Origin of the sequence: Janthinobacterium longum (assembly GCF_051380735.1) — a bacterium.
Lineage (GTDB): Bacteria > Pseudomonadota > Gammaproteobacteria > Burkholderiales > Burkholderiaceae_D > Janthinobacterium.
In genome coordinates, this window is record NZ_JBNYXQ010000007.1 from 1 (window position 1) to 18,750 (window position 18,750).

Here is an 18,750-nt window from a genome sequence, read left to right on the forward strand (position 1 = left end):
AAGTTGGTCCCACCCCTTCCCATCCCGAACAGGACCGTGAAACAACTTTGCGCCGATGATAGTGCTGCAACCAGTGTGAAAGTAGGTTATCGTCAGGCTTGTTATTCGTAGTAGAGAAAAACCCCTCCAGTGCCTAGATGCCATGATGTCATCTAGTGGCCTGGAGGGTTTTTTTTCGCCTGGAGATTTTATCTGCCATGAAAGCCTGCGTTTATCCACCATCGTCAGGCAAACTATTATATAATCCGTCTCCTCAGACCAGACGAGTTGCTGCCCCACTGGGAGCAGCTTGTTGAAAAAGTTATGCCTGATGACCATAGCAAGTTGGTACCACCCCTTCCCATCCCGAACAGGACCGTGAAACAACTCTGCGCCGATGATAGTGCTGCAACCAGTGTGAAAGTAGGTTATCGTCAGGCTTGTTATATAAAAAAACCCGCTGCTAGCGGGTTTTTTTTCGTCCGTTATTTTCTGGTAAGGTATCAGACACCCCAGATAATGCTCTCGCCTTCGGCCTTGGCCGAGCGCAGCATTTCCATCAAGGGAAAGGCGCGCTGCGAAAAATGCACTTTTTGCGCACGCGCGTGCTCGCCCGACTCGCCGTCTTCCAGAGTTTCCGGCGTGTGTGCATCGTGCTCGATGTCGTTTTCCGGGTGGGCCTTGGTATCGGCCACTTCTTTTTCCAGCAATTCCAGCGCGTGACCGGCTTCGGCCGGCGTGATCACGCCGCGCGTCGGGTTCTTGTGCAGGATGTCAAGGATACGCTGGGCGTGCTCCTGGTACATCAACACTTCAGGGGAGGATTTGGACTTGAATGAGATCAACATAATAGACTTTCTGAATAATTCTTGTTGTTAGTGACGAAACCATATCACGACTTGGCTTTTTGCACAGGGCTTCTGCAAGCCGGACAGCAACATTTGTTGGACAGGACACTTATTTACAAGGGCGAGGATCGTGATTTTAAGTTTGGACTAAGCAGAAATGCTTTATTCGATTTTGACCGAGTCCATAAAGGTGTCGATAGTCTCGCGCGACAGCTTGCTTTCCTGCCCGAGGATAATGACCTGGTAGATACGTTTGTCTTGCGCCACGAAGCGTCCGACCAGCAAGGCTGGCTGGCCTTGCCGGGTGCCGGTGGCCTCTATGCTGACGCTGCTTTTCTGGTGTGTGCCGGCCCGCGTGCTGCTGGCAGTCGCTGACGACTTTTCGCTGCGCACCGTGCCCTTGATATTGTTGAGCAGGGCCGTTTTCATGGCAGGCAAGGCTGCTTGCGCCTGTTCTGCACTGCCCAGCTCGGCGCCGCCGACGGCAAAGGTGTTGCCATCGACTTCGCTGGCCGTCATGGTCATGCTGACTTTCTTGCCATCGAGATCGATCTCGCGCGTCAGCACCGCAGGCTTGCCGGGGAACAGTGCCGTGAAATGTGCATCGGGACTGCGATATTCGCGCCAGTCAAACCTGGGGCTGCAGGCAGCCAGGATGGCAGCGCTGGCCAGCAGGCAGGCGATGGCGGTGGATGATGTTTTTTTCATCAGGCGATGGTAGCAGTGCTGCTTGCTGCATGCAAACGCACACGCGCGCCGGCTCAGGCAACATGCAGTACGCGCCGGTATTGTATGGCCTCGGCAATATGCGCTCGCTCTATCGGCGTGCCGCCCGCCAGGTCGGCGATGCTGCGGGCCACGCGCAATACGCGGTGATAAGTACGTGCCGACCAGTGCAGGCGCAGCATGGCGCCATGCAGCAATTGTTCGCCAGATGCGTCGAGCTGGCAATGCAGCGCAATTTCGTGGTTGTCCAGTTGATGGTTGGCTTTGCCCTGGCGCGCCAGCTGCAACGCAAACGCGGCTGCCACGCGCGCGGCGATCGCCGCCGTGCTTTCGCCGGCGACTGCTTTGGCGCCCAGCATTGCCGGCGCCATGGCCGGCACTTCGATTTGCAAATCGATGCGATCGAGTAGCGGACCCGACAGCCGGCCATGGTAGCGCAGCACGGCGTCCGGCGTGCAGCGGCAGCGCCCGGAGGCATGGCCCAGATAACCGCAGGGACAAGGATTCATGGCGGCGATCAATTGAAAACGGGCTGGAAACTCGGCCTGGCGCGCGGCACGCGAAATGCTGATGACGCCGGACTCCATCGGCTGGCGTAGCACATCGAGTACCCGGCGGTCGAATTCGGCGATTTCATCGAGAAACAGCACACCGCAATGTGCCAGCGAAATTTCACCGGGGCGCGGTACATTGCCGCCACCGACCAGGGCCACGCCGGAGGCCGTCTGGTGCGGTGCGCGATACGGCCGACGTTTCCAGTTTTCCACCTTGAAGCTGCCGCTCAGCGAATGCACGGCCGCCGCTTCCAGTGCTTCTTCATCGCTCATCGGTGGCAGAATGCCGGGAAAGCGGCTGGCCAGCATGGTCTTGCCGGCGCCGGGCGGGCCCACCATGAGCAGGCTGTGGCCTCCTGCGGCCGCTACCTCCAGTGCTCGCCGCGCATGGTGCTGGCCTTGTACTTCGGCAAAGTCGGAATAGGAAAAATGCGCCGCCAGCAAGGCCGGCTGGTGCCGCTGCAGGGCGGTACACTGATCGCGCGCGGCGAAATGGGCACACACTTCAAGCAGGGTATGGGCTGGATAAATGCTGGCGTTCGGGACCAGCGCCGCCTCGTCGGCATTGGCGTGCGGCAAAATGAACGCGCGCGGCGCGCCATTCTTGCTGCGTTGCATGGCAAACGTCATCGCCAGTGCGCCACGGATGGGACGCAACTGTCCCGACAGCGACAGCTCGCCGGCAAATTCATATGCATGTAATTGTTCGGCGGGCAGTTGGCCCGAGGCGGCCAGGATGCCCAGTGCAATCGGCAGGTCGAAGCGCCCAGATTCCTTCGGCAGGTCCGCTGGCGCCAGGTTGGCCGTGATGCGCCGGGCCGGCATATCGAAACCGCAATTTTGCAGCGCCGCGCGCACGCGGTCGCGCGACTCCTTGACCTCGGTATCGGGCAGGCCGACGATGGTAAACGAGGGCAAGCCGTTGGCAAGGTGCACCTCGACGTTGACCTCGGGCGCCTCCATGCCGGCCAGGGCGCGACTTTTTAATACTGCCAGGCTCATGGCATCTCCCTGCTCCGCTGGCGCGGGCAGGGCCAGTCTAGCCCTTGTTCCTGGCAGGACGCTTGATCTTCGCCAGTACTGTTGTGTTGCTTTACAGCGGTTTGCCGATGTCCACGGTTTTGCTGTCGTTCAGGCGTGCTTCCAGTTCGATCACGCGCAGTTCCAGCGCATCGAGCTTGGCGCGCGTCTTGGCCAGCACTTGCGTCTGGATATCGAACTCCTCGCGCGTGACCAGGTCCAGGCGGGCGAAGCCCTGGGTCATCATCGACTTCACATTCTTCTCGATATCCTTGGCTGGCGAATTTTCGATGGCCTGGTGGATCTTGCCCTGCAAATCGTTAAAGAAAGTATTCATGTCCATGGTATGTCCTTAGTGGTGCTGCAAGTGCATCGCACCATTACGGTGCACGTCAGCTTTAATGTGGTGCGAAAGTGAAAACTTCAACAAGATCCCTCAACCAGGTTCCGCACTTCGAGGGGCTTGTAGCGTATGTATGGACGGAAATGCAGCTGTCAAGGTGGCAATGAAGCTGGCACGCATTCTGCTAATGAGTTAATAGACGCTTTGTGATCGCCAGACCAGATTTTAAACCTCAACCGCTTTAAAAGTTCAATAAAAGGGAATCGCCATGAAGAATCTGTCCAAGAGCATGACTGTAGCAGCTACGCTGGCATTTGCGATGTCCGCCATGTGTGGCACTGCCATGGCCCAAGAAGCGGCCGCAGCACCAGCCGCAGCGGAGGCAGTACCTGACAATGTGGTGGCGTACAACGTGGGCCTGACCACCGACTACCGCTATCGTGGCGTGTCGCAAACGCGGTTGAAACCGGCCATCAGCGGCGGCGCCGACTACACCAACAATCCGACCGGCTTGTACCTCGGCACGTGGCTGTCGAGCATCAAGTGGATCAAGGATGGTGGCGGTGACACCAATTTTGAATGGGATGTTTATGGCGGCAAACGCGGTACTATCACCGGCGATTTCACCTACGACGTAGGCGGCCTGTATTATTTTTATCCGTCCAATGGCCTCTCCACCAACGCCAATACGTTTGAACTCTATGGTCAGGTTGGCTATGGCCCTGTCTACATCAAATACTCGCACTCGACCACCAATCTGTTTGGCGTGGCTGACAGCAAGAACAGCGGCTACCTCGACGTCGGCGCGAACGTCGAGGTGCATGACGGCTACATGTTGAATCTGCATGCAGGTCGCCAGAAGGTCGAGCACAACGATTCCCTCAGCTACAACGATTTCAAGATTGGCGTCACGAAAGACTACGGCGTGGCTACCGTCTCGCTGGCAGCCGTCAAGGCGAATATCGACTCGTTCGCGCCGAATGGCAAGAACCTGGCCAAAACCGGCGTGGTGTTGTCTGTTTCCAAAACTTTTTAAGCGAGATTGCCATGAAAATGATTACCGCGATCATCAAGCCCTTCAAGCTGGACGAGGTGCGTGAGGCCTTGTCGGCTATTAATGTACAAGGCATTACTGTCACGGAAGTGAAGGGTTTCGGCCGTCAGAAAGGCCACACGGAACTGTATCGTGGCGCTGAGTATGTGGTCGACTTCCTGCCAAAAACCAAGATCGAAGCAGCGGTTGATGACGCCATCGTCGACCAGGCCATCGAAGCGATCGAAGGCGCCGCGCGCACCGGCAAGATCGGCGACGGCAAGATTTTTGTCACCACTCTGGAACAAGTCATCCGCATCCGTACCGGTGAAACCGGCAACGAAGCGCTCTAAGGGGAATATTGATGCGTAAAAATATAACAAAATTGTTAGCTGGGGTAGCCTGTCTGTTTGCCTTTGGCGTCTCTGCGCCAAGCTTTGCCGATGCACCTGCAAAAACCGAACCGGTGGCTGCCACCACCGCCGCCGTGGCGACACCGGAGGTGGCGCCATTGGCCGTGCCCGCAGCGGCACCTGTGCCGGCCGCCGCCGGAGCTGTTGCCCCGGCACCCGCTGCCGCGCCCGTCGCCGCACCGGTTCCCAATAAAGGCGACACCGGTTTCATGATGGTCTGCGCCATCCTGGTGATTCTGATGACGATACCCGGCCTGGCCCTGTTCTACGGCGGCCTGGTGCGTTCCAAGAACATGCTGTCGATCCTGATGCAGGTGTTCGTGGTGTTTGCGCTGGTGATCGTGCTGTGGTGCATCTACGGCTACTCGCTGGCCTTTACCGAAGGCAACGCGTTCTTCGGCACCTTCGGGCGCTCCTTCCTGAACGGTATCTGGAATCCTGCCACCGGCACCTTCGCCGTTGCCGCCACCTTTACCAAGGGCGTGGTGATTCCTGAATTTGTGTTCGTCGCCTTTCAGGGCACGTTTGCCGCGATTACCTGCGCACTGATCGTCGGCGCCTTTGCCGAGCGCGCCAAGTTTTCCGCCGTGCTGGCCTTCGTGGTTCTGTGGTTCACCTTTGCCTACCTGCCAGCAGCCCACATGGTGTGGTTCTGGACTGGTCCCGACATGATCACCGACGCCGCTTCGGTGGCAGTTGAAGCCGCCAAGGCTGGCTGGATCTATCAAAAAGGCGCGCTGGACTTCGCCGGCGGCACCGTGGTGCACATCAACGCCGCCGTTGCTGGCCTGGTTGGCGCAATCATGATCGGCAAACGCGTTGGCTACGGCCGCGAATCGATGGCGCCACACTCGCTGACGATGACCATGATCGGCGCTTCCCTGCTGTGGGTGGGCTGGTTCGGTTTCAATGCCGGCTCGTCGATGGAAGCGGGCGACCTGGCTGCCCTGGCGTTTGTCAACACCTTGCTGGCCACTGCCGCTGCAACGTTGTCGTGGGTCTTCGGCGAATGGATCACCAAAGGCAAGCCTTCGATGCTGGGCGGCGCTTCCGGCGCGGTTGCCGGCCTGGTAGCGATCACCCCGGCGGCCGGCTTTGTCGGCCCGATGGGTGGCCTGGTGATCGGCCTGCTGGCCGGTATTGTCTGCCTGTGGGGCGTGACTGGTCTGAAACGCATGATCGGCGCCGATGATTCGCTCGACGTGTTCGGCGTGCATGGCGTCGGCGGTATCCTGGGCGCCATCCTGACCGGCGTGTTCGCTGCGCCACAACTGGGCGGCCAGGGCATCATGGACTACGTCACCAACAAGATCTCGACCGACCCGTATTCGATCGGCCACCAGGTCTGGGTACAGGCGCAAGCGGTCGGCACCACGATCCTCTGGTCGGCACTCGTTTCCATGATCGCCTACAAGCTGGTCGATATCGTCATCGGCCTGCGCGTACCGGAAGAAGAAGAGCGCGAAGGCCTGGACATCACCAGCCATGGCGAGCAGGCTTATCACAACTGATCCTGCAATGGATTGTTGAAGTTCTGAGCTGTTTTGCCGGAAAGGCGCCTCGTTGAGGCGCCTTTTTTTCGTTGGTGGAGCGGTAGAGGTCTTTAAAACAAGGCTTTTGCCCCGATTTGGGCTACTTACACGGTAATATAGTCGGCAGTTCTGTGTGCTTTTTTGAATACTGCACATAATTTAAGGATGTAACCATGGTTCCCCATCTCGTCACGGCCCTGACCGGACCGCTGCTCGACCTCGAAAAGAAGATTCTCGCCGCCACGCCCGCCATCGAGCGCTGGTTCCGCATGGAATGGCAAGAACACACGCCGCCGTTTTATTGCTCGGTCGATTTGCGCAATGCCGGCTACAAGTTGGCGCCTGTCGACACCAATCTGTTCCCTGGCGGTTTCCATAACCTGGCGACCGAAATGCTACCGCTGTCGGTGCAGGCCGCGATGGCCGCCATCGACAAATATTGCCCTGACGCCCGCAACTTGCTGATCGTGCCGGAATTGCACAACACCACGCCGCAGTACCTGCAGAACGTGGCGCGCCTGATGCAGATCTTCCGCCAGACGGGGCTGCACGTGCGCTTCGGCTCCTGGTCGCCCGAAATTACCCAGCCGACGCCGCTGGCCCTGCCGGACGGCAATATGCTGGTGATCGAGCCGCTGGTGCGCCTGAACAATGGCCGCCGCCTGGGCCTGAAGGATTTCGATCCGTGCACGATCTTGCTGAACAACGATTTGTCCGACGGCATTCCCGACATCCTGCAAAACATCCATGAGCAAAGCCTGCTGCCGCCCTTGCATGCGGGCTGGGCCTTGCGCCGCAAGAGCAATCACTACACGGCTTACGATGAAGTAGTGAAGAAATTTGGCAAGATGATCGACGTCGATCCCTGGATGCTGAACCCGTTTCACGCCAAGTGCAGCGGCGTGAACTTCCAGGAAGGCGAGGGCGAAGATGCACTGGCCGCTAGCGTCGACGTGCTGCTGGCCAAGATCCGCAAAAAGTACAAGGAATACGGCATCAAGGAAAAACCGTTCGTGATCGTCAAGCCCGACGCGGGCACGTATGGCACCGGCGTCATGACGGTGCGCGACGCCAGCGAAGTGCGCGACCTGTCGCGCAAGCAGCGCGAAACCATGTCCATCGTCAAGGATGGCCATCTGGTCACCGACGTCATCATCCAGGAAGGCGTACCGACCTTTGAAAGCATCAAGGATGCGGTGGCCGAGCCGGTCGTCTACATGATAGACCGCTATGTGGTGGGTGGCTTTTACCGCGTGCACGCTGAAAAGGGCGTGGACCAGAACCTGAATGCGCCGGGCTCGCAATATGTGCCGCTGGCGTTTGCCCAGCAGCATGCGGTACCGGACCTGAAGGCCAAGCCGGGCACGGCTGCGCCGAACCGCTTCTATGTGTATGGCGTGGTGGCGCGTCTGGCCTTGCTGGCCGCGTCGCTGGAAATGGAACGCACGGACCCGAACCCCGAAGTGTATTGATACGCTGACGCCGGGCCGGCCAGGCGGGGGCAGCACCCCGCCTGTCGATCTCGGCTAGAATCAAGCCTTCTTCTTCCCGCATTCCGACTGGACCGCCTCATGAAAATTGCATTCCTTGCCGATCCGCTGGCAGGCTTCAAGACCTACAAAGATTCCACTTTCGCCATGATGCGCGAAGCGGCCCGCCGCGGCCACGCCGTGTACGCCTTCGAACAGAAGAACATGGCGCTGGAAGAAGGCATCGTCACGGCGCAAGTGCAGCAAATCACCCTGACCGGCGACGAGCATGACTGGTACAAGGTTGTGTCGACCGAAGAAGTGCGCCTGTCCGTGTTTGATGCCATTATCGAACGCAAGGATCCGCCGTTCGACATGGAATATGTGTATGGCACCTATTTGCTGGAACTGGCCGAAAAGCAGGGCGCGCGCGTGTTCAACAAGCCGTCGGCAATCCGTGACAACAATGAAAAACTGGCGATCGCGCAGTTTTCGGAATTCACTTCACCCACTCTGGTGACGTCGAACGAGGCGCGCCTGCGCGCTTTCCACGCCAAGCACCAGGACGTGATCTTCAAGCCGCTCGACGGCATGGGCGGCACCGGCATTTTCCGTGTCAAGGCTGACGCCCTGAACCTCGGCGCCATCATCGAGACGCTGACCGGCAACGGCGCGCAGACCATCATGGCGCAGCGTTTCATTGCCGATATCGACAAGGGTGACAAGCGTATTTTGGTGATCGGCGGCAAGCCGGTGCCATATTGCCTGGCGCGCATCCCGCAAAACGGCGAAGTGCGCGGCAACCTGGCCGCCGGCGGCAAGGGCGTGGCCCAGCCATTGACGGCGCGCGACCAGGAAATCGCCGAAAAGCTCGGCCCCATCCTGGCCGGGCGTGGCCTGATGCTGGTAGGATTGGACGTGATCGGCGACTACCTGACGGAAGTCAACGTCACCAGCCCGACCTGTTTCCAGGAAATTGCGCAGCAGACCGGTTTTGACGTGGCCGCCATGTTTATCGACGCGGTCGAGCAGGGCGTGGCGCAGTCACCTGCGGCGACGGTATAAGGAACAGATATGGTAGGGATTTTGCTCATGACACACGCACCGCTGGGCCAGGCATTCATTGCCGCCTGCGCGCATGTGTTTCGCGGACCGACCGAGCGTTTCGAGGCGATTGACGTGCTGGCCGACCAGGACCTGGCCGAAGTGCAGAAGCTCGCCTCGGCCGCCATCTGCCGCCTCGACGACGGTTCCGGCGTGCTGGTGATCACCGATGTGAAAGGCGGCACGCCGTCGAACTGCTGCAACAAGCTGGCCGATGCGGGGCGCGTGGAAGTGATCGCCGGCATCAGCCTACCGATGCTGCTGCGCGCCATCACGTATCGCCGCGACACGCTCGACGTGGTGGTCGAGATGGCGCTGGCCGGTGCGCAAAGCGGCGCCGTGCGCGTCGACAACCGCATTCGTGTGGGTGAATAAAGCATGACATGGCCGCCGCCCTGAAGGCGGCGCAAGTTTTTTTCAGGGATAGAGACTAGATAAAAATGATACAAAAAGAACTCGAAATCATCAACAAACTGGGCCTGCATGCACGCGCCTCGGCCAAATTTACCCAGATGGCCGCCCGCTACAAAAGCGATGTATGGCTGACTCGCAATGCGCGCCGCATCAACGCCAAATCCATCATGGGCGTGATGATGCTGGCCGCCGGCAAGGGCGCGAAAGTGACCCTGGAAGCGGAAGGCCCAGATGAGCAGGCATGCGTCGAGGCGCTGTCCGCCCTGATCAACGACAGGTTTGGCGAAGGCGAGTAATGCCCGCCGAACGCAGCCGCAGCCGCTTTCCCACAGGTCATCCCATGGCTTCCTTCACGCTCCACGGCATTCCCGTTTCGCGCGGCATCGCCATCGGCCGCGCGCACCTGCTGGCGCCGGCGGCCCTGGACGTCAAGCATTACCTGGTGGCCCAGGAGCAGATCGAAGCCGAGGTGCTGCGCTTGCAAAACGCGATCGCCGCCGTCCACAAGGAATTGCAAACCCTGTGGAACGAACTGCCGAAAGACGCCCCCACCGAGCTGGGCGCCTTTATCGACGTGCATGTGCTGATCCTGTCCGACCCGATGATTTCCGAAGCGCCGCTCGACATTATCCGTTCGCGCCATTACAACGCCGAATGGGCGTTGCTGACGCAGATCGATGAACTGTCTGCCCAGTTCGACGAAATCGAAGATCCGTATTTGCGCGAGCGCAAGGCCGACATCCAGCAGGTAGCCGAACGCGTGCTGAAAGTGTTGCTCGGCACCGAGCAACTGCTGCCCAAGGCGGCCGCCGAAGACGAATTCACAGCGCAGATGATCGTCGTCGCGCATGATATCTCGCCGGCCGACATGCTGCAGTTCCGCGACCGCTCGTTTGTCGGCTTCATTACCGACGTCGGCGGCCAGAACTCGCATACCGCCATCGTCGCGCGCAGCCTCGACATTCCTGCAGCAGTCGGCATGTCGCAGGCCTCGACCCTGATCGAGCAGGACGACTGGCTGATCATCGACGGCGACGCCGGCGTGGTAATCGCCAACCCCAGCCCGCTGGTGCTGGAACAGTACCGCGAGCGCCAGGTGGCGATGCAGCGTGCGCGCAAGAAGCTGGGCAAGCTGAAGAAAACCCCGGCCGTCACCAGGTGCGGCACCGCCATCACCCTGCTGGCCAATATCGAGCTGCCCGATGACTGCGCTTTTGCGCTGGAGTCCGGCGCCGTCGGCGTGGGCCTGTTCCGCTCCGAATTCCTGTTCATGGGCCGCGCCCACAAGATTCCCTCCGAAGACGAGCAGTTCGAGGCCTACCGCAAGACAGTGCAGTCGATGAAGGGCAAGGTGGTTACCATCCGCACGCTCGACATCGGCGCCGACAAGCCGCTCGACCAGTCCGACCATACGGCCTTGAATCCGGCGCTGGGCTTGCGCGCGATCCGCTATTGCCTGGCCGAGCCGCAGCTGTTTTTGACCCAGCTGCGCGCGATTTTGCGTGCTTCGGCCTACGGCAAGGTACGCATTTTGATCCCGATGCTGGCGCATGCCTTCGAGATCGACCAGTCGCTGGCGATGATCGCGCAAGCCAAGGCTGCCCTGCGCGAAGAGGGCGTGAAGTTCGACGATGCGGTTGAAGTGGGTGCCATGATCGAGATCCCGGCCGCCGCGCTGGCGCTGCCGATGTTCGTCAAGCGGCTCGATTTCCTGTCGATCGGCACCAATGATTTGATCCAGTACACGCTGGCGATCGACCGGGTCGACTACGAAGTGGCGCATCTGTACAACCCGTTGCATCCGGCCGTGCTGCAGTTGATCTCGATGACGATTGCGGCCGGCCACAAGGCGGGCATCGACGTCGCTGTCTGCGGAGAGATGGCGGGCGACGTGAAACTCACGCGCTTGCTGCTGGGCCTGGGCCTGCGCGAGTTTTCCATGCATCCGGCCCAGTTGCTGGCCGTCAAGCAGGAGATACTCAATAGCGACCTGGCGCTGATTGCGCCACAAATGCGCAAAATCATGCGCTCGATGGAGCCAAATGTGATCGCCGAAGCTGTCGAACAACTGCAGCTGATGTAAACTGTCGGATCAACACCAGCGGGACGCATTGCGCGCGGCAAAATGCGTCCCGCTGAAGCTGCGGAGCCTTTCATCGCGACTCCGCATCGATCATGGCCCGCGGGGCCGCCCCCCTAGATAAACCGACACACCATGTCATCCATTGGAATTGTTTCGCCGCAAACCATGTATTTTGCGCACCCCCTGCAGCTGCAAAGCGGCGCCTCGCTGCAGGACTATATGTTGATGTATGAAACCTACGGCACCCTGAACGCCGACAAATCGAACGCGGTGCTGGTCTGCCATGCGCTGAACGCCTCGCACCACGTGGCTGGCACCTATGCCGACGAGCCTAAAAGCATCGGCTGGTGGGACAATATGGTGGGGCCGGGCAAGCCGCTCGATACCGACAAGTTCTTCGTCATCGGCGTCAACAACCTCGGTTCCTGCTTCGGCTCGACGGGCCCGATGCACACCAACCCTGCCACCGGCAAGCCATATGGCGCGGCGTTTCCAGTCGTGACCGTGGAAGACTGGGTCAGCGCGCAGGCGCGCCTGGCCGACGAGCTGGGGATCACTCAGTTCGCCGCCGTGATGGGTGGCTCTCTGGGCGGCATGCAGGCGCTGGCCTGGAGCATCATGTACCCCGAGCGGCTGCGTCACTGCGTGGTGATCGCGTCGACGGCCAAGCTGTCGGCACAGAATATCGCCTTCAACGACGTCGCCCGCCAGGCCATTTTGTCGGATCCTGATTACCGTGGCGGCGACTTCTACGAACACGGCGTGGTGCCAAAGAACGGCCTGCGCGTGGCGCGCATGGTCGGCCATATCACCTACCTGTCGAATGACGACATGGCCGAAAAATTTGGCCGCAAGCTGCGCGATGCGGCGCAGACGGGCGACTACAAATTCGGCTTCGGCATCGACTTCGAGATCGAATCGTATTTGCGCTACCAGGGCGACAAATTTTCCGAGTATTTTGACGCCAACACGTATCTGCTGATCACCAAGGCGCTCGATTATTTCGACCCGGCGCGCGCCCATGGAGGCAACCTGGCCAGGGCGCTGGCCGGTACTCGTGCCAAGTTTTTCCTGGCCTCGTTTTCCACCGACTGGCGGTTTTCGCCCGAGCGCAGCCGCGAAATCGTCGAGGCGCTGGTGTGCAACCGGCGCCAGGTGACCTACGCCGAGATCGATGCACCGCACGGCCACGACGCCTTCTTGCTGGAAGATGCGCGCTACATGAACATGGTGCGTGCCTATTACGGCCAGGTGTGGAACGAGATCAAGGCCGGCGTGCCGGCCGTACAGAACCATCAGCTGCGTCAGGGCGCCGGGGAGATCGCATGAATTTCGAAGAACTGAGCGCGCTGCGCCCCGACCTGGCCTTTATCGCCCACTGGGTGCCGGACCAGGCTCACGTGCTCGACGTCGGCTGCGGCGATGGCGTGATGCTGGAATACCTGCAAAGCAGCGGCAAGGGCTGCAGCGGCTACGGCCTGGAAATCGCCGACGACAAGGTGCTGGCCAGCACCCGCCGTGGCGTGCAGGTGATACAGCAGGACATGGAAAAAGGCCTGGCTATCTTCGGCGACAACAGTTTCGACACGGTGTTGTGCCTGTCGTCGCTGCAGATGATGAAGCAGGTCGAGCCGCTGCTGCGCGACATCGTGCGCGTCGGTACCGAGGCCATCGTTTCGTTCCCGAATTTTGCCTACTGGCCGCACCGCGTTTCCTTGCTCAAGGGCCGCATGCCGGTGTCGAAGTCCTTGCCCTACCAATGGTACGATACGCCCAACGTACGCTGTGCCACCATCAATGACTTCCGCGAGCTGGCTGAGGAATGCGGCCTGGAAGTGATCGATTGCGTGGCGCTGGCCGAAGGCAAGATGGTATCGGTGCTGCCGAACCTGCGCGGCGACCTGGCCGTTTTCCGCCTGCGCAAGAAGAAGGCGCAGTAAGATGCTGCACGAGTGTTGCGATAGTGCAATATGGCGGACGGCCTGTATGCTAATGTATGACATTGTTTTACGGAGACTTCCCACATGACGCACTACCCCCACTCGTTCAAACGTTTTACTATCGCTGCCAGCTTGTGCGTCGCCACCGCACTGTCGCCACTGCCGGCGCTGGCACAGGCCGTGGTCCAGGACGGCATCAAGGTACGTCCCTTGTCCAGCACGCGCATGTTTGCCGGCGGCGTCGACTTCAATGAACAATCGAAGCAGCAATATACGCAGCTGGTCAACGAAGCCAAGGAAAAAAATGCCCTGGTGCCCGACAGCGACCCGCAGGTCAAGCGCCTGCGCGCCATCGCCCAGCGCATCATCCCGTTCGCCACGCGCTGGAACGAGGCGGCTGCCAGCTGGAACTGGCAGGTCAACCTGCTCAATTCCGACCAGGTCAACGCCTTTTGCATGCCGGGCGGGCAGATCGCCTTTTACAGCGGCATCATCACCAAGCTGAACCTGACCGACGACGAAGTGGCCATCGTCATGGGCCATGAAATCTCGCATGCGCTGCGCGAGCACTCGCAGGCGCAGGCAGGCAAGGGCAACCTGGCCGCCGTCGGCGCCAAGCTGGCCGGCGCCGGCCTGTCGGCCTGGCTGGGCGTGGACCCGAACATCACCGGCACTGCCACCAATATGGCGGCGCAGGGCGTGATGCTGAAGTTCTCGCGCGACGACGAACGCGAAGCGGACCTGATCGGCATGGACCTGGCCGCGCGCGCCGGCTTCGATCCGCGTGCCGGTGTTATCCTGTGGCAGAAAATGGCTGCGCTGAACAAGGGTGCGCCGCCGGAGTTCCTGTCGACCCACCCGTCGGGCAAGGACCGCATTTCGCAGATGAACAGCCATATGGCGCAGGTGCTGCCGCTGTACGCGCGCAGCAAGGGCGTGTCGGTCAACGACTTGCCGGCCTACCGCAGCAACGGCGTCGCTTCGCGCTAAGCACATGACGGCGCCACCACTGCCGATGCGCGATGGCGTAGCCGCCAGCTACCTGTGGCTGCCGCAAGGGCAGTGGCCCGACATGCTGGCGTTCCTGGTGGAGCGCTATCCGCAGATCAGTGCCACGCAATGGCTGGACCGCATGGCGCGCGGCGAGGTGGTTGACGGCGATGGCCAGGTACTGCTGCCCGGCAGTGCCTGCCGGCGCGGCATGCGCATCTTTTATTACCGCGAACTGGAACGTGAAACGCCGATACCGTTCCAGGAACAGATACTGTTCGAAGACGAGCATCTGTTGGTGGTCGACAAGCCGCATTTTTTGCCGATGACCCCGGGCGGGCGCTTTGTGCAAGAAACGCTATTGACGCGGCTGAAGAAGAAGCTCGATTGCGCCGACCTGACGCCAGTGCATCGCCTGGACCGCGAAACGGCCGGCGTGGTGATTTTCTCACGCCGACCGTCCAGTCGCGGCGCCTACCAGACCCTGTTCCAGCGCCGTGAAATCCATAAAGTCTATGAAGCGCTGGCGCCGCGCCTGCACGGCCACGATTTTCCGTTTACCTACCGCAGCCGCATGGTCGATGGCGACAAGTTCTTCCTCATGCGCGAGGAAGCGGGCGAGCCGAACTCGGAAACCATTATCGACATCATCGAAGAACGTGGCGAGTTGGCCCTGTACCGCTTGCAGCCACACACGGGCCGCAAGCACCAGCTGCGCGTGCACCTGGCCGCGCTGGGCATCCCGATTGTCAACGATGCGTTTTATCCGGTGGCGCTGCCGTGCAAGCAGGACGATATGTCGCAGCCGCTGCAGTTGATGGCGCGGGCGATCAGTTTTGTCGACCCCTTGAGCGGCGAACAGCGCCAATTCGACAGCCGGCGCAACCTGTAACTCTTACGCGCGGATCGTGTAGTCGATGATCAATGGCGCGTGATCCGAAAACTTTTCATCCTTGTACACGCTGACCGTATGCGCCTGCGCCGCGATGCCCGGCGTGGCCACATGGTAGTCGATGCGCCAGCCGACGTTTTTCGCATAGGCCTGGCCACGGTTGCTCCACCAGGTGTACTGGTCTTCGCGCTTGTCCAGGCCACGGTGCACGTCGACAAAGCCCACCTCATCGAACACGCGCGTGAGCCAGGCTCTTTCTTCCGGCAGGAAGCCCGAGTTCTTCTTGTTGCCCTTCCAGTTCTTCAGGTCGATCTCGTGGTGGGCGATATTCCAGTCACCGCAGATCACCACCTCGCGGCCCAGCGCCTTTAACGTCAGCAAATGCGGCAGGAATACGTCCATGAAACGGAACTTGGCTTCCTGGCGCTCGGGGCCGGACGAACCGGATGGGCAGTAGACGGAAATGACGGTCAGGTTGCCGAAGTCGCAACGCACATAGCGGCCTTCGGCGTCGAATTCAGGGCAGCCAAAGCCGATATGCACCGCATCGGGTTGCACCTTGCTGTACACGCCGGTACCCGAATAGCCCTTCTTTTCGGCATAGTGGAAATGGCCATGGTAGCCGTGCGGGTTGAGAAACTCCGGCGTCATGTCGGGCAATTGCGCCTTCAGTTCCTGCACGCAGATAAAGTCGGCCGTCTGCGTGCCCATCCAGTTGAAAAAGCCTTTTTTGGCGGCGGAACGGATGCCGTTCAGGTTGGCGGAGATAATTTTTGGCATAGGAGGGAAAGGAAAAGGGGCAAAAGTGGCGATTGTCTCGCTGCTGCGCGCGGATTAAAATACAGGCACTTTTAAAAAATGAGGCTCATGTGAATAATTTACGCCAGCAGTTTATCGCGTTTTCGGTATCCAAGGGAGTCTTGCGGTTCGGCGAGTTCACCACCAAGGCCGGCCGCCAGTCGCCTTACTTCTTCAACGCGGGCCTGTTCCATGACGGCGCCACCCTGGCCGAACTGGCCCAGTTCTACGCGCAGACCCTGCTCGATTCCGGCGTTCAATTCGACATGCTGTTCGGCCCCGCCTACAAAGGCATCACGCTGGCCTCGGCCACTGCCGTGGCGCTGGCCGGCAAGGGCCGCAACACCTCATTCGCCTTCAACCGCAAGGAAGCCAAGGACCACGGCGAAGGCGGCACCATCGTCGGCGCCAAACTTGCCGGCAAGGTCGTCATTATTGACGATGTGATTTCGGCCGGTACCTCGGTGCGCGAATCGGTGGACATGATACGCGCCGCCGGTGCCGAACCGTGCGCCGTGCTGATCGCACTGGACCGCATGGAGCGTTCAGGCCCGGATGGCCAGCTCTCGCCCTCATCGGCGGTGCAGGAAGTGACGAAACAATATGGCATTCCCGTCATCTCGATCGGCAACCTCGACGACCTGTTCGGCTACCTGAACGGCGAGGGCGCCGATCCGGAACTGCTCAAGTACAAAGAAGCCGTCTCTGCCTACCGCACGCGCTACGGTATTTGAAGCGTGCATGGCGGGTGCCATGGTTGATGCATGATCAGCCCAGCCATGCCTTCGCCACCGAATGCAGTCCCAGCGCAAACAGGCCAGCAAAAAAGCACTTTTTGAACAGCTCCGGCGCGATGCGTCCGCGCAGCCACTGGCCGGCCAGCATGCCGGCCAAAGCCGGTAGCAGCGCCCAGGCGGATGCCCGGGCGTCGCCCAGGTGAAAATCGCCAAGCAGCGCCAGGCTGGCGGCCAGCGCCATCGTCGATGCTGTAAACGCCATGCCCAGCGCCTGCACCAGTTCATCGCGTTTCAGGCCCAGCCCCTGCAGATACGGCACGGCCGGAATCACGAATACGCCGGTAGCGGCCGTGACCAGGCCCGTTAGCGCACCGACCAGCGGCGCCAGCCAGCGTTCATGGCGCAGCGCCACATTCAGGCGCAGCGAGCACAGTCCCGCCAGTGCGTAGGCCATCAGTGCCACCCCCAATGCCACCACCGCCCACGCGCCGCTGTCACGCGGCAGCAGCGCGCCCCCAAGCAGCGTGCCGGTCATGGACCAGGCCAGCAGCGGCCACAGGCGCCGCAGCAAGCTCGCCAAGCCCGGACCGGCCGCCAGTTGCCACAGATTGGTCACCATCGACGGCACGATCAGCAGGGCCGCTGCCTGCACGGGAGGCATCACCAGGCTGAGCATGCCCATGGCCACCGTCGGCAAGCCCAGGCCCACTACGCCCTTGACGAAGCCGGCGAGGATAAAGCTGGCGCCGACGGCCAGTAAAAATGAAGTCTGCATGGTGGTTCAATCAGAATGAAGGTGGCGAAATTCTGCGCGCCAGGCGCGATAGTGAAAAGCGCGATTTCGCAGCGCCAGCCTCAGTTTGAAACGAAGGCTGATAAGATGGTGGCAGGAGGTGGCCATGCGTTTTGACCTGGTTGATTTGCAGCTGTTCGTGCACGTGGTGGAAGAGGGCAGCCTGACAGCGGGCGCTGCGCGCAGCCATCTGGCGCTGGCGTCGGCCAGTGCCCGCGTGCGCGGCATGGAAGACGCGCTGGGCATGCCGCTGCTGCTGCGCGGGCGGCGCGGCGTGGAAGTCACGCCGCCTGGCCAGACCCTGCTGCACCACGCGCGGCTGGTACTGCTGCAAATGGACAAGCTGCGCGGCGACCTCGGTGAATTTGCGCACGGCCTGAAAGGCCAGCTGCGTTTGCTGTGCAATACCTCGGCGCTCAGCGAATTTTTGCCCGAAGCGCTCGGCACTTTCCTCGATAGCCATCCCAAGCTCACCATCGACCTGGAAGAGCGCCTCAGCTACGATATCGTCAAGTGCGTCTCGGAAGGCCTGGCCGACCTCGGCATCGTTTCCGACTCGGTCGACATGCGCGGCTTGCAAACGTTTTTGTTCCGGCCCGACCGCCTGGTGGCGATTGCGGCGGCGGACGGTGTGCATCAACGCGCCATCGGCGAGCAGGGCGAGATCGATTTTGCCAGCCTGCTCGAGCATGACTTTATCGGCCTGGCCGACGACAGCGCGCTGCAGCAATACCTTGCCCTGCAAGCGGCGCGCCTGGGCCGGCCCTTGAAGGTGCGCGTGCGCCTGCGCAGTTTCGATGCAGTCTGCCGCATGGTTGCCAGTGGCGTGGGCATCAGCGTGGTGCCGCAGTCGGCCGCGCGCCGCTGCCAGCAGACGATGGCGCTGCGCTGCATGCCATTGCTTGATCTCTGGTCCGTACGCAATCTGACGATCTGCGTGCGCCAGTTCAGTGAATTACCCCTGTACGCGCGCCAGCTGATCGAGCATCTGAAGGCGTAGTAGTGTGCGGTGGCGCGCGGACAAGCCGATCCGGTGCACGTAGAATGAGGCTTGTACAGTACACACAGGCACCTACGAGGAC

Annotated in this window: 20 protein-coding genes and 2 rRNA genes; 16 read left to right on the top strand and 6 right to left on the bottom strand. The window is 60.7% G+C overall.

The genetic code is table 11. From position 1 onward, the window contains the following. Together rrf (ACQ4WM_RS17495) and rrf (ACQ4WM_RS17500) are read left to right on the top strand one after the other, a co-directional pair. A 5S ribosomal RNA gene (rrf, locus tag ACQ4WM_RS17495) occupies positions 1-98 on the top strand; the annotation flags it as partial. 208 nt (positions 99-306) lie between these two features. Continuing rightward, a 5S ribosomal RNA gene (gene rrf, locus ACQ4WM_RS17500) occupies positions 307-419 on the top strand. A gap of 63 nt (positions 420-482) precedes the next feature. On the opposite strand, the gene ACQ4WM_RS17505 is transcribed toward rrf (ACQ4WM_RS17500), so the two are convergent. The 4 genes from ACQ4WM_RS17505 to ACQ4WM_RS17520 all read right to left on the bottom strand — a co-directional run bounded on the left by ACQ4WM_RS17505 (position 483) and on the right by ACQ4WM_RS17520 (position 3,470). After that, the gene (locus tag ACQ4WM_RS17505; protein ID WP_436547942.1) at positions 483-827 is read right to left on the bottom strand and encodes a DUF1840 domain-containing protein; all 345 of its coding nucleotides are present in this window, start codon (positions 825-827) and stop codon (positions 483-485) included. A 162-nt stretch (positions 828-989) separates the two neighbouring features. Further along, positions 990-1,535, bottom strand: coding sequence for a hypothetical protein (locus ACQ4WM_RS17510; RefSeq protein WP_436547943.1), 546 nt, complete (start codon positions 1,533-1,535; stop codon positions 990-992). A gap of 53 nt (positions 1,536-1,588) precedes the next feature. Further along, positions 1,589-3,109 (bottom strand): YifB family Mg chelatase-like AAA ATPase, encoded by a 1,521-nt coding sequence (locus ACQ4WM_RS17515; RefSeq protein WP_436547944.1) that lies wholly within the window; start codon positions 3,107-3,109, stop codon positions 1,589-1,591. A 91-nt stretch (positions 3,110-3,200) separates the two neighbouring features. Further along, positions 3,201-3,470, bottom strand: coding sequence for an accessory factor UbiK family protein (locus ACQ4WM_RS17520; protein ID WP_436547945.1), 270 nt, complete (start codon positions 3,468-3,470; stop codon positions 3,201-3,203). A gap of 268 nt (positions 3,471-3,738) precedes the next feature. Here ACQ4WM_RS17520 and ACQ4WM_RS17525 point away from each other — a divergent pair, with 268 nt between their 5' ends. The 12 genes from ACQ4WM_RS17525 (at position 3,739) to ACQ4WM_RS17580 (ending at position 15,340) form a co-directional block, all read left to right on the top strand. Next, positions 3,739-4,506 carry a TorF family putative porin gene (locus ACQ4WM_RS17525; protein WP_436547946.1) on the top strand — a complete coding sequence of 256 codons (768 nt, stop codon included), beginning with the start codon at positions 3,739-3,741 and terminating at the stop codon, positions 4,504-4,506. Between the two features lie 11 nt (positions 4,507-4,517). Beyond that, positions 4,518-4,856 carry a P-II family nitrogen regulator gene (locus ACQ4WM_RS17530; protein WP_065308187.1) on the top strand — a complete coding sequence of 113 codons (339 nt, stop codon included), beginning with the start codon at positions 4,518-4,520 and terminating at the stop codon, positions 4,854-4,856. A gap of 11 nt (positions 4,857-4,867) precedes the next feature. After that, positions 4,868-6,427, top strand: coding sequence for an ammonium transporter (gene amt / locus ACQ4WM_RS17535; RefSeq protein WP_436547947.1), 1,560 nt, complete (start codon positions 4,868-4,870; stop codon positions 6,425-6,427). Positions 6,428-6,621: 194 nt separating this feature from the next. Then, a complete protein-coding gene (gene gshA / locus ACQ4WM_RS17540) occupies positions 6,622-7,920 on the top strand; it encodes a glutamate--cysteine ligase (protein ID WP_436547948.1) in 1,299 nt (432 codons plus the stop codon). Between the two features lie 99 nt (positions 7,921-8,019). Continuing rightward, entirely contained in the window at positions 8,020-8,982 is a 963-nt protein-coding gene (gshB, locus tag ACQ4WM_RS17545; RefSeq protein WP_436547949.1) for a glutathione synthase, read from the top strand. Positions 8,983-8,991: 9 nt separating this feature from the next. Next, positions 8,992-9,396: a PTS sugar transporter subunit IIA gene (locus ACQ4WM_RS17550; RefSeq protein WP_065308191.1), complete on the top strand. Its 405-nt coding sequence runs from the start codon at positions 8,992-8,994 to the stop codon at positions 9,394-9,396. A 65-nt stretch (positions 9,397-9,461) separates the two neighbouring features. Continuing rightward, a complete protein-coding gene (locus tag ACQ4WM_RS17555) occupies positions 9,462-9,731 on the top strand; it encodes an HPr family phosphocarrier protein (protein WP_436547950.1) in 270 nt (89 codons plus the stop codon). Between the two features lie 44 nt (positions 9,732-9,775). Then, complete coding sequence (ptsP, locus tag ACQ4WM_RS17560) at positions 9,776-11,518, top strand: phosphoenolpyruvate--protein phosphotransferase (RefSeq protein ID WP_436547951.1); 1,743 nt, start codon at positions 9,776-9,778, stop codon at positions 11,516-11,518. A gap of 132 nt (positions 11,519-11,650) precedes the next feature. Then, positions 11,651-12,847: a homoserine O-succinyltransferase MetX gene (gene metX, locus ACQ4WM_RS17565; RefSeq protein ID WP_436547952.1), complete on the top strand. Its 1,197-nt coding sequence runs from the start codon at positions 11,651-11,653 to the stop codon at positions 12,845-12,847. Further along, positions 12,844-13,458 (top strand): methionine biosynthesis protein MetW, encoded by a 615-nt coding sequence (metW, locus tag ACQ4WM_RS17570; protein ID WP_436547953.1) that lies wholly within the window; start codon positions 12,844-12,846, stop codon positions 13,456-13,458. The genes metX and metW overlap by 4 nt, the downstream gene beginning before the upstream one ends. 84 nt (positions 13,459-13,542) lie before the next feature. Next, a complete protein-coding gene (locus ACQ4WM_RS17575; protein ID WP_436547954.1) occupies positions 13,543-14,448 on the top strand; it encodes a M48 family metallopeptidase in 906 nt (301 codons plus the stop codon). A 4-nt stretch (positions 14,449-14,452) separates the two neighbouring features. After that, the gene (locus tag ACQ4WM_RS17580) at positions 14,453-15,340 is read left to right on the top strand and encodes a pseudouridine synthase (protein WP_436547955.1); all 888 of its coding nucleotides are present in this window, start codon (positions 14,453-14,455) and stop codon (positions 15,338-15,340) included. Positions 15,341-15,343: 3 nt separating this feature from the next. Here the strand turns inward: ACQ4WM_RS17580 and ACQ4WM_RS17585 are convergent, their stop codons facing one another. Then, positions 15,344-16,120 carry an exodeoxyribonuclease III gene (locus ACQ4WM_RS17585; protein ID WP_436547956.1) on the bottom strand — a complete coding sequence of 259 codons (777 nt, stop codon included), beginning with the start codon at positions 16,118-16,120 and terminating at the stop codon, positions 15,344-15,346. A gap of 89 nt (positions 16,121-16,209) precedes the next feature. Between ACQ4WM_RS17585 and pyrE the strand changes: the two genes are divergently transcribed. Beyond that, a complete protein-coding gene (pyrE, locus tag ACQ4WM_RS17590) occupies positions 16,210-16,872 on the top strand; it encodes an orotate phosphoribosyltransferase (RefSeq protein WP_436547957.1) in 663 nt (220 codons plus the stop codon). Positions 16,873-16,906: 34 nt separating this feature from the next. Here pyrE and ACQ4WM_RS17595 read toward each other — a convergent pair whose 3' ends face one another. Continuing rightward, positions 16,907-17,650, bottom strand: a complete 744-nt coding sequence (locus ACQ4WM_RS17595) for a sulfite exporter TauE/SafE family protein (protein WP_436547958.1) — start codon at positions 17,648-17,650, stop codon at positions 16,907-16,909. A 124-nt stretch (positions 17,651-17,774) separates the two neighbouring features. On the opposite strand from ACQ4WM_RS17595, the gene ACQ4WM_RS17600 reads away from it, so the two are divergent. Then, positions 17,775-18,668 (top strand): LysR family transcriptional regulator, encoded by an 894-nt coding sequence (locus ACQ4WM_RS17600; protein WP_436547959.1) that lies wholly within the window; start codon positions 17,775-17,777, stop codon positions 18,666-18,668. The last annotated feature ends 82 nt before the right edge of the window (positions 18,669-18,750 follow it).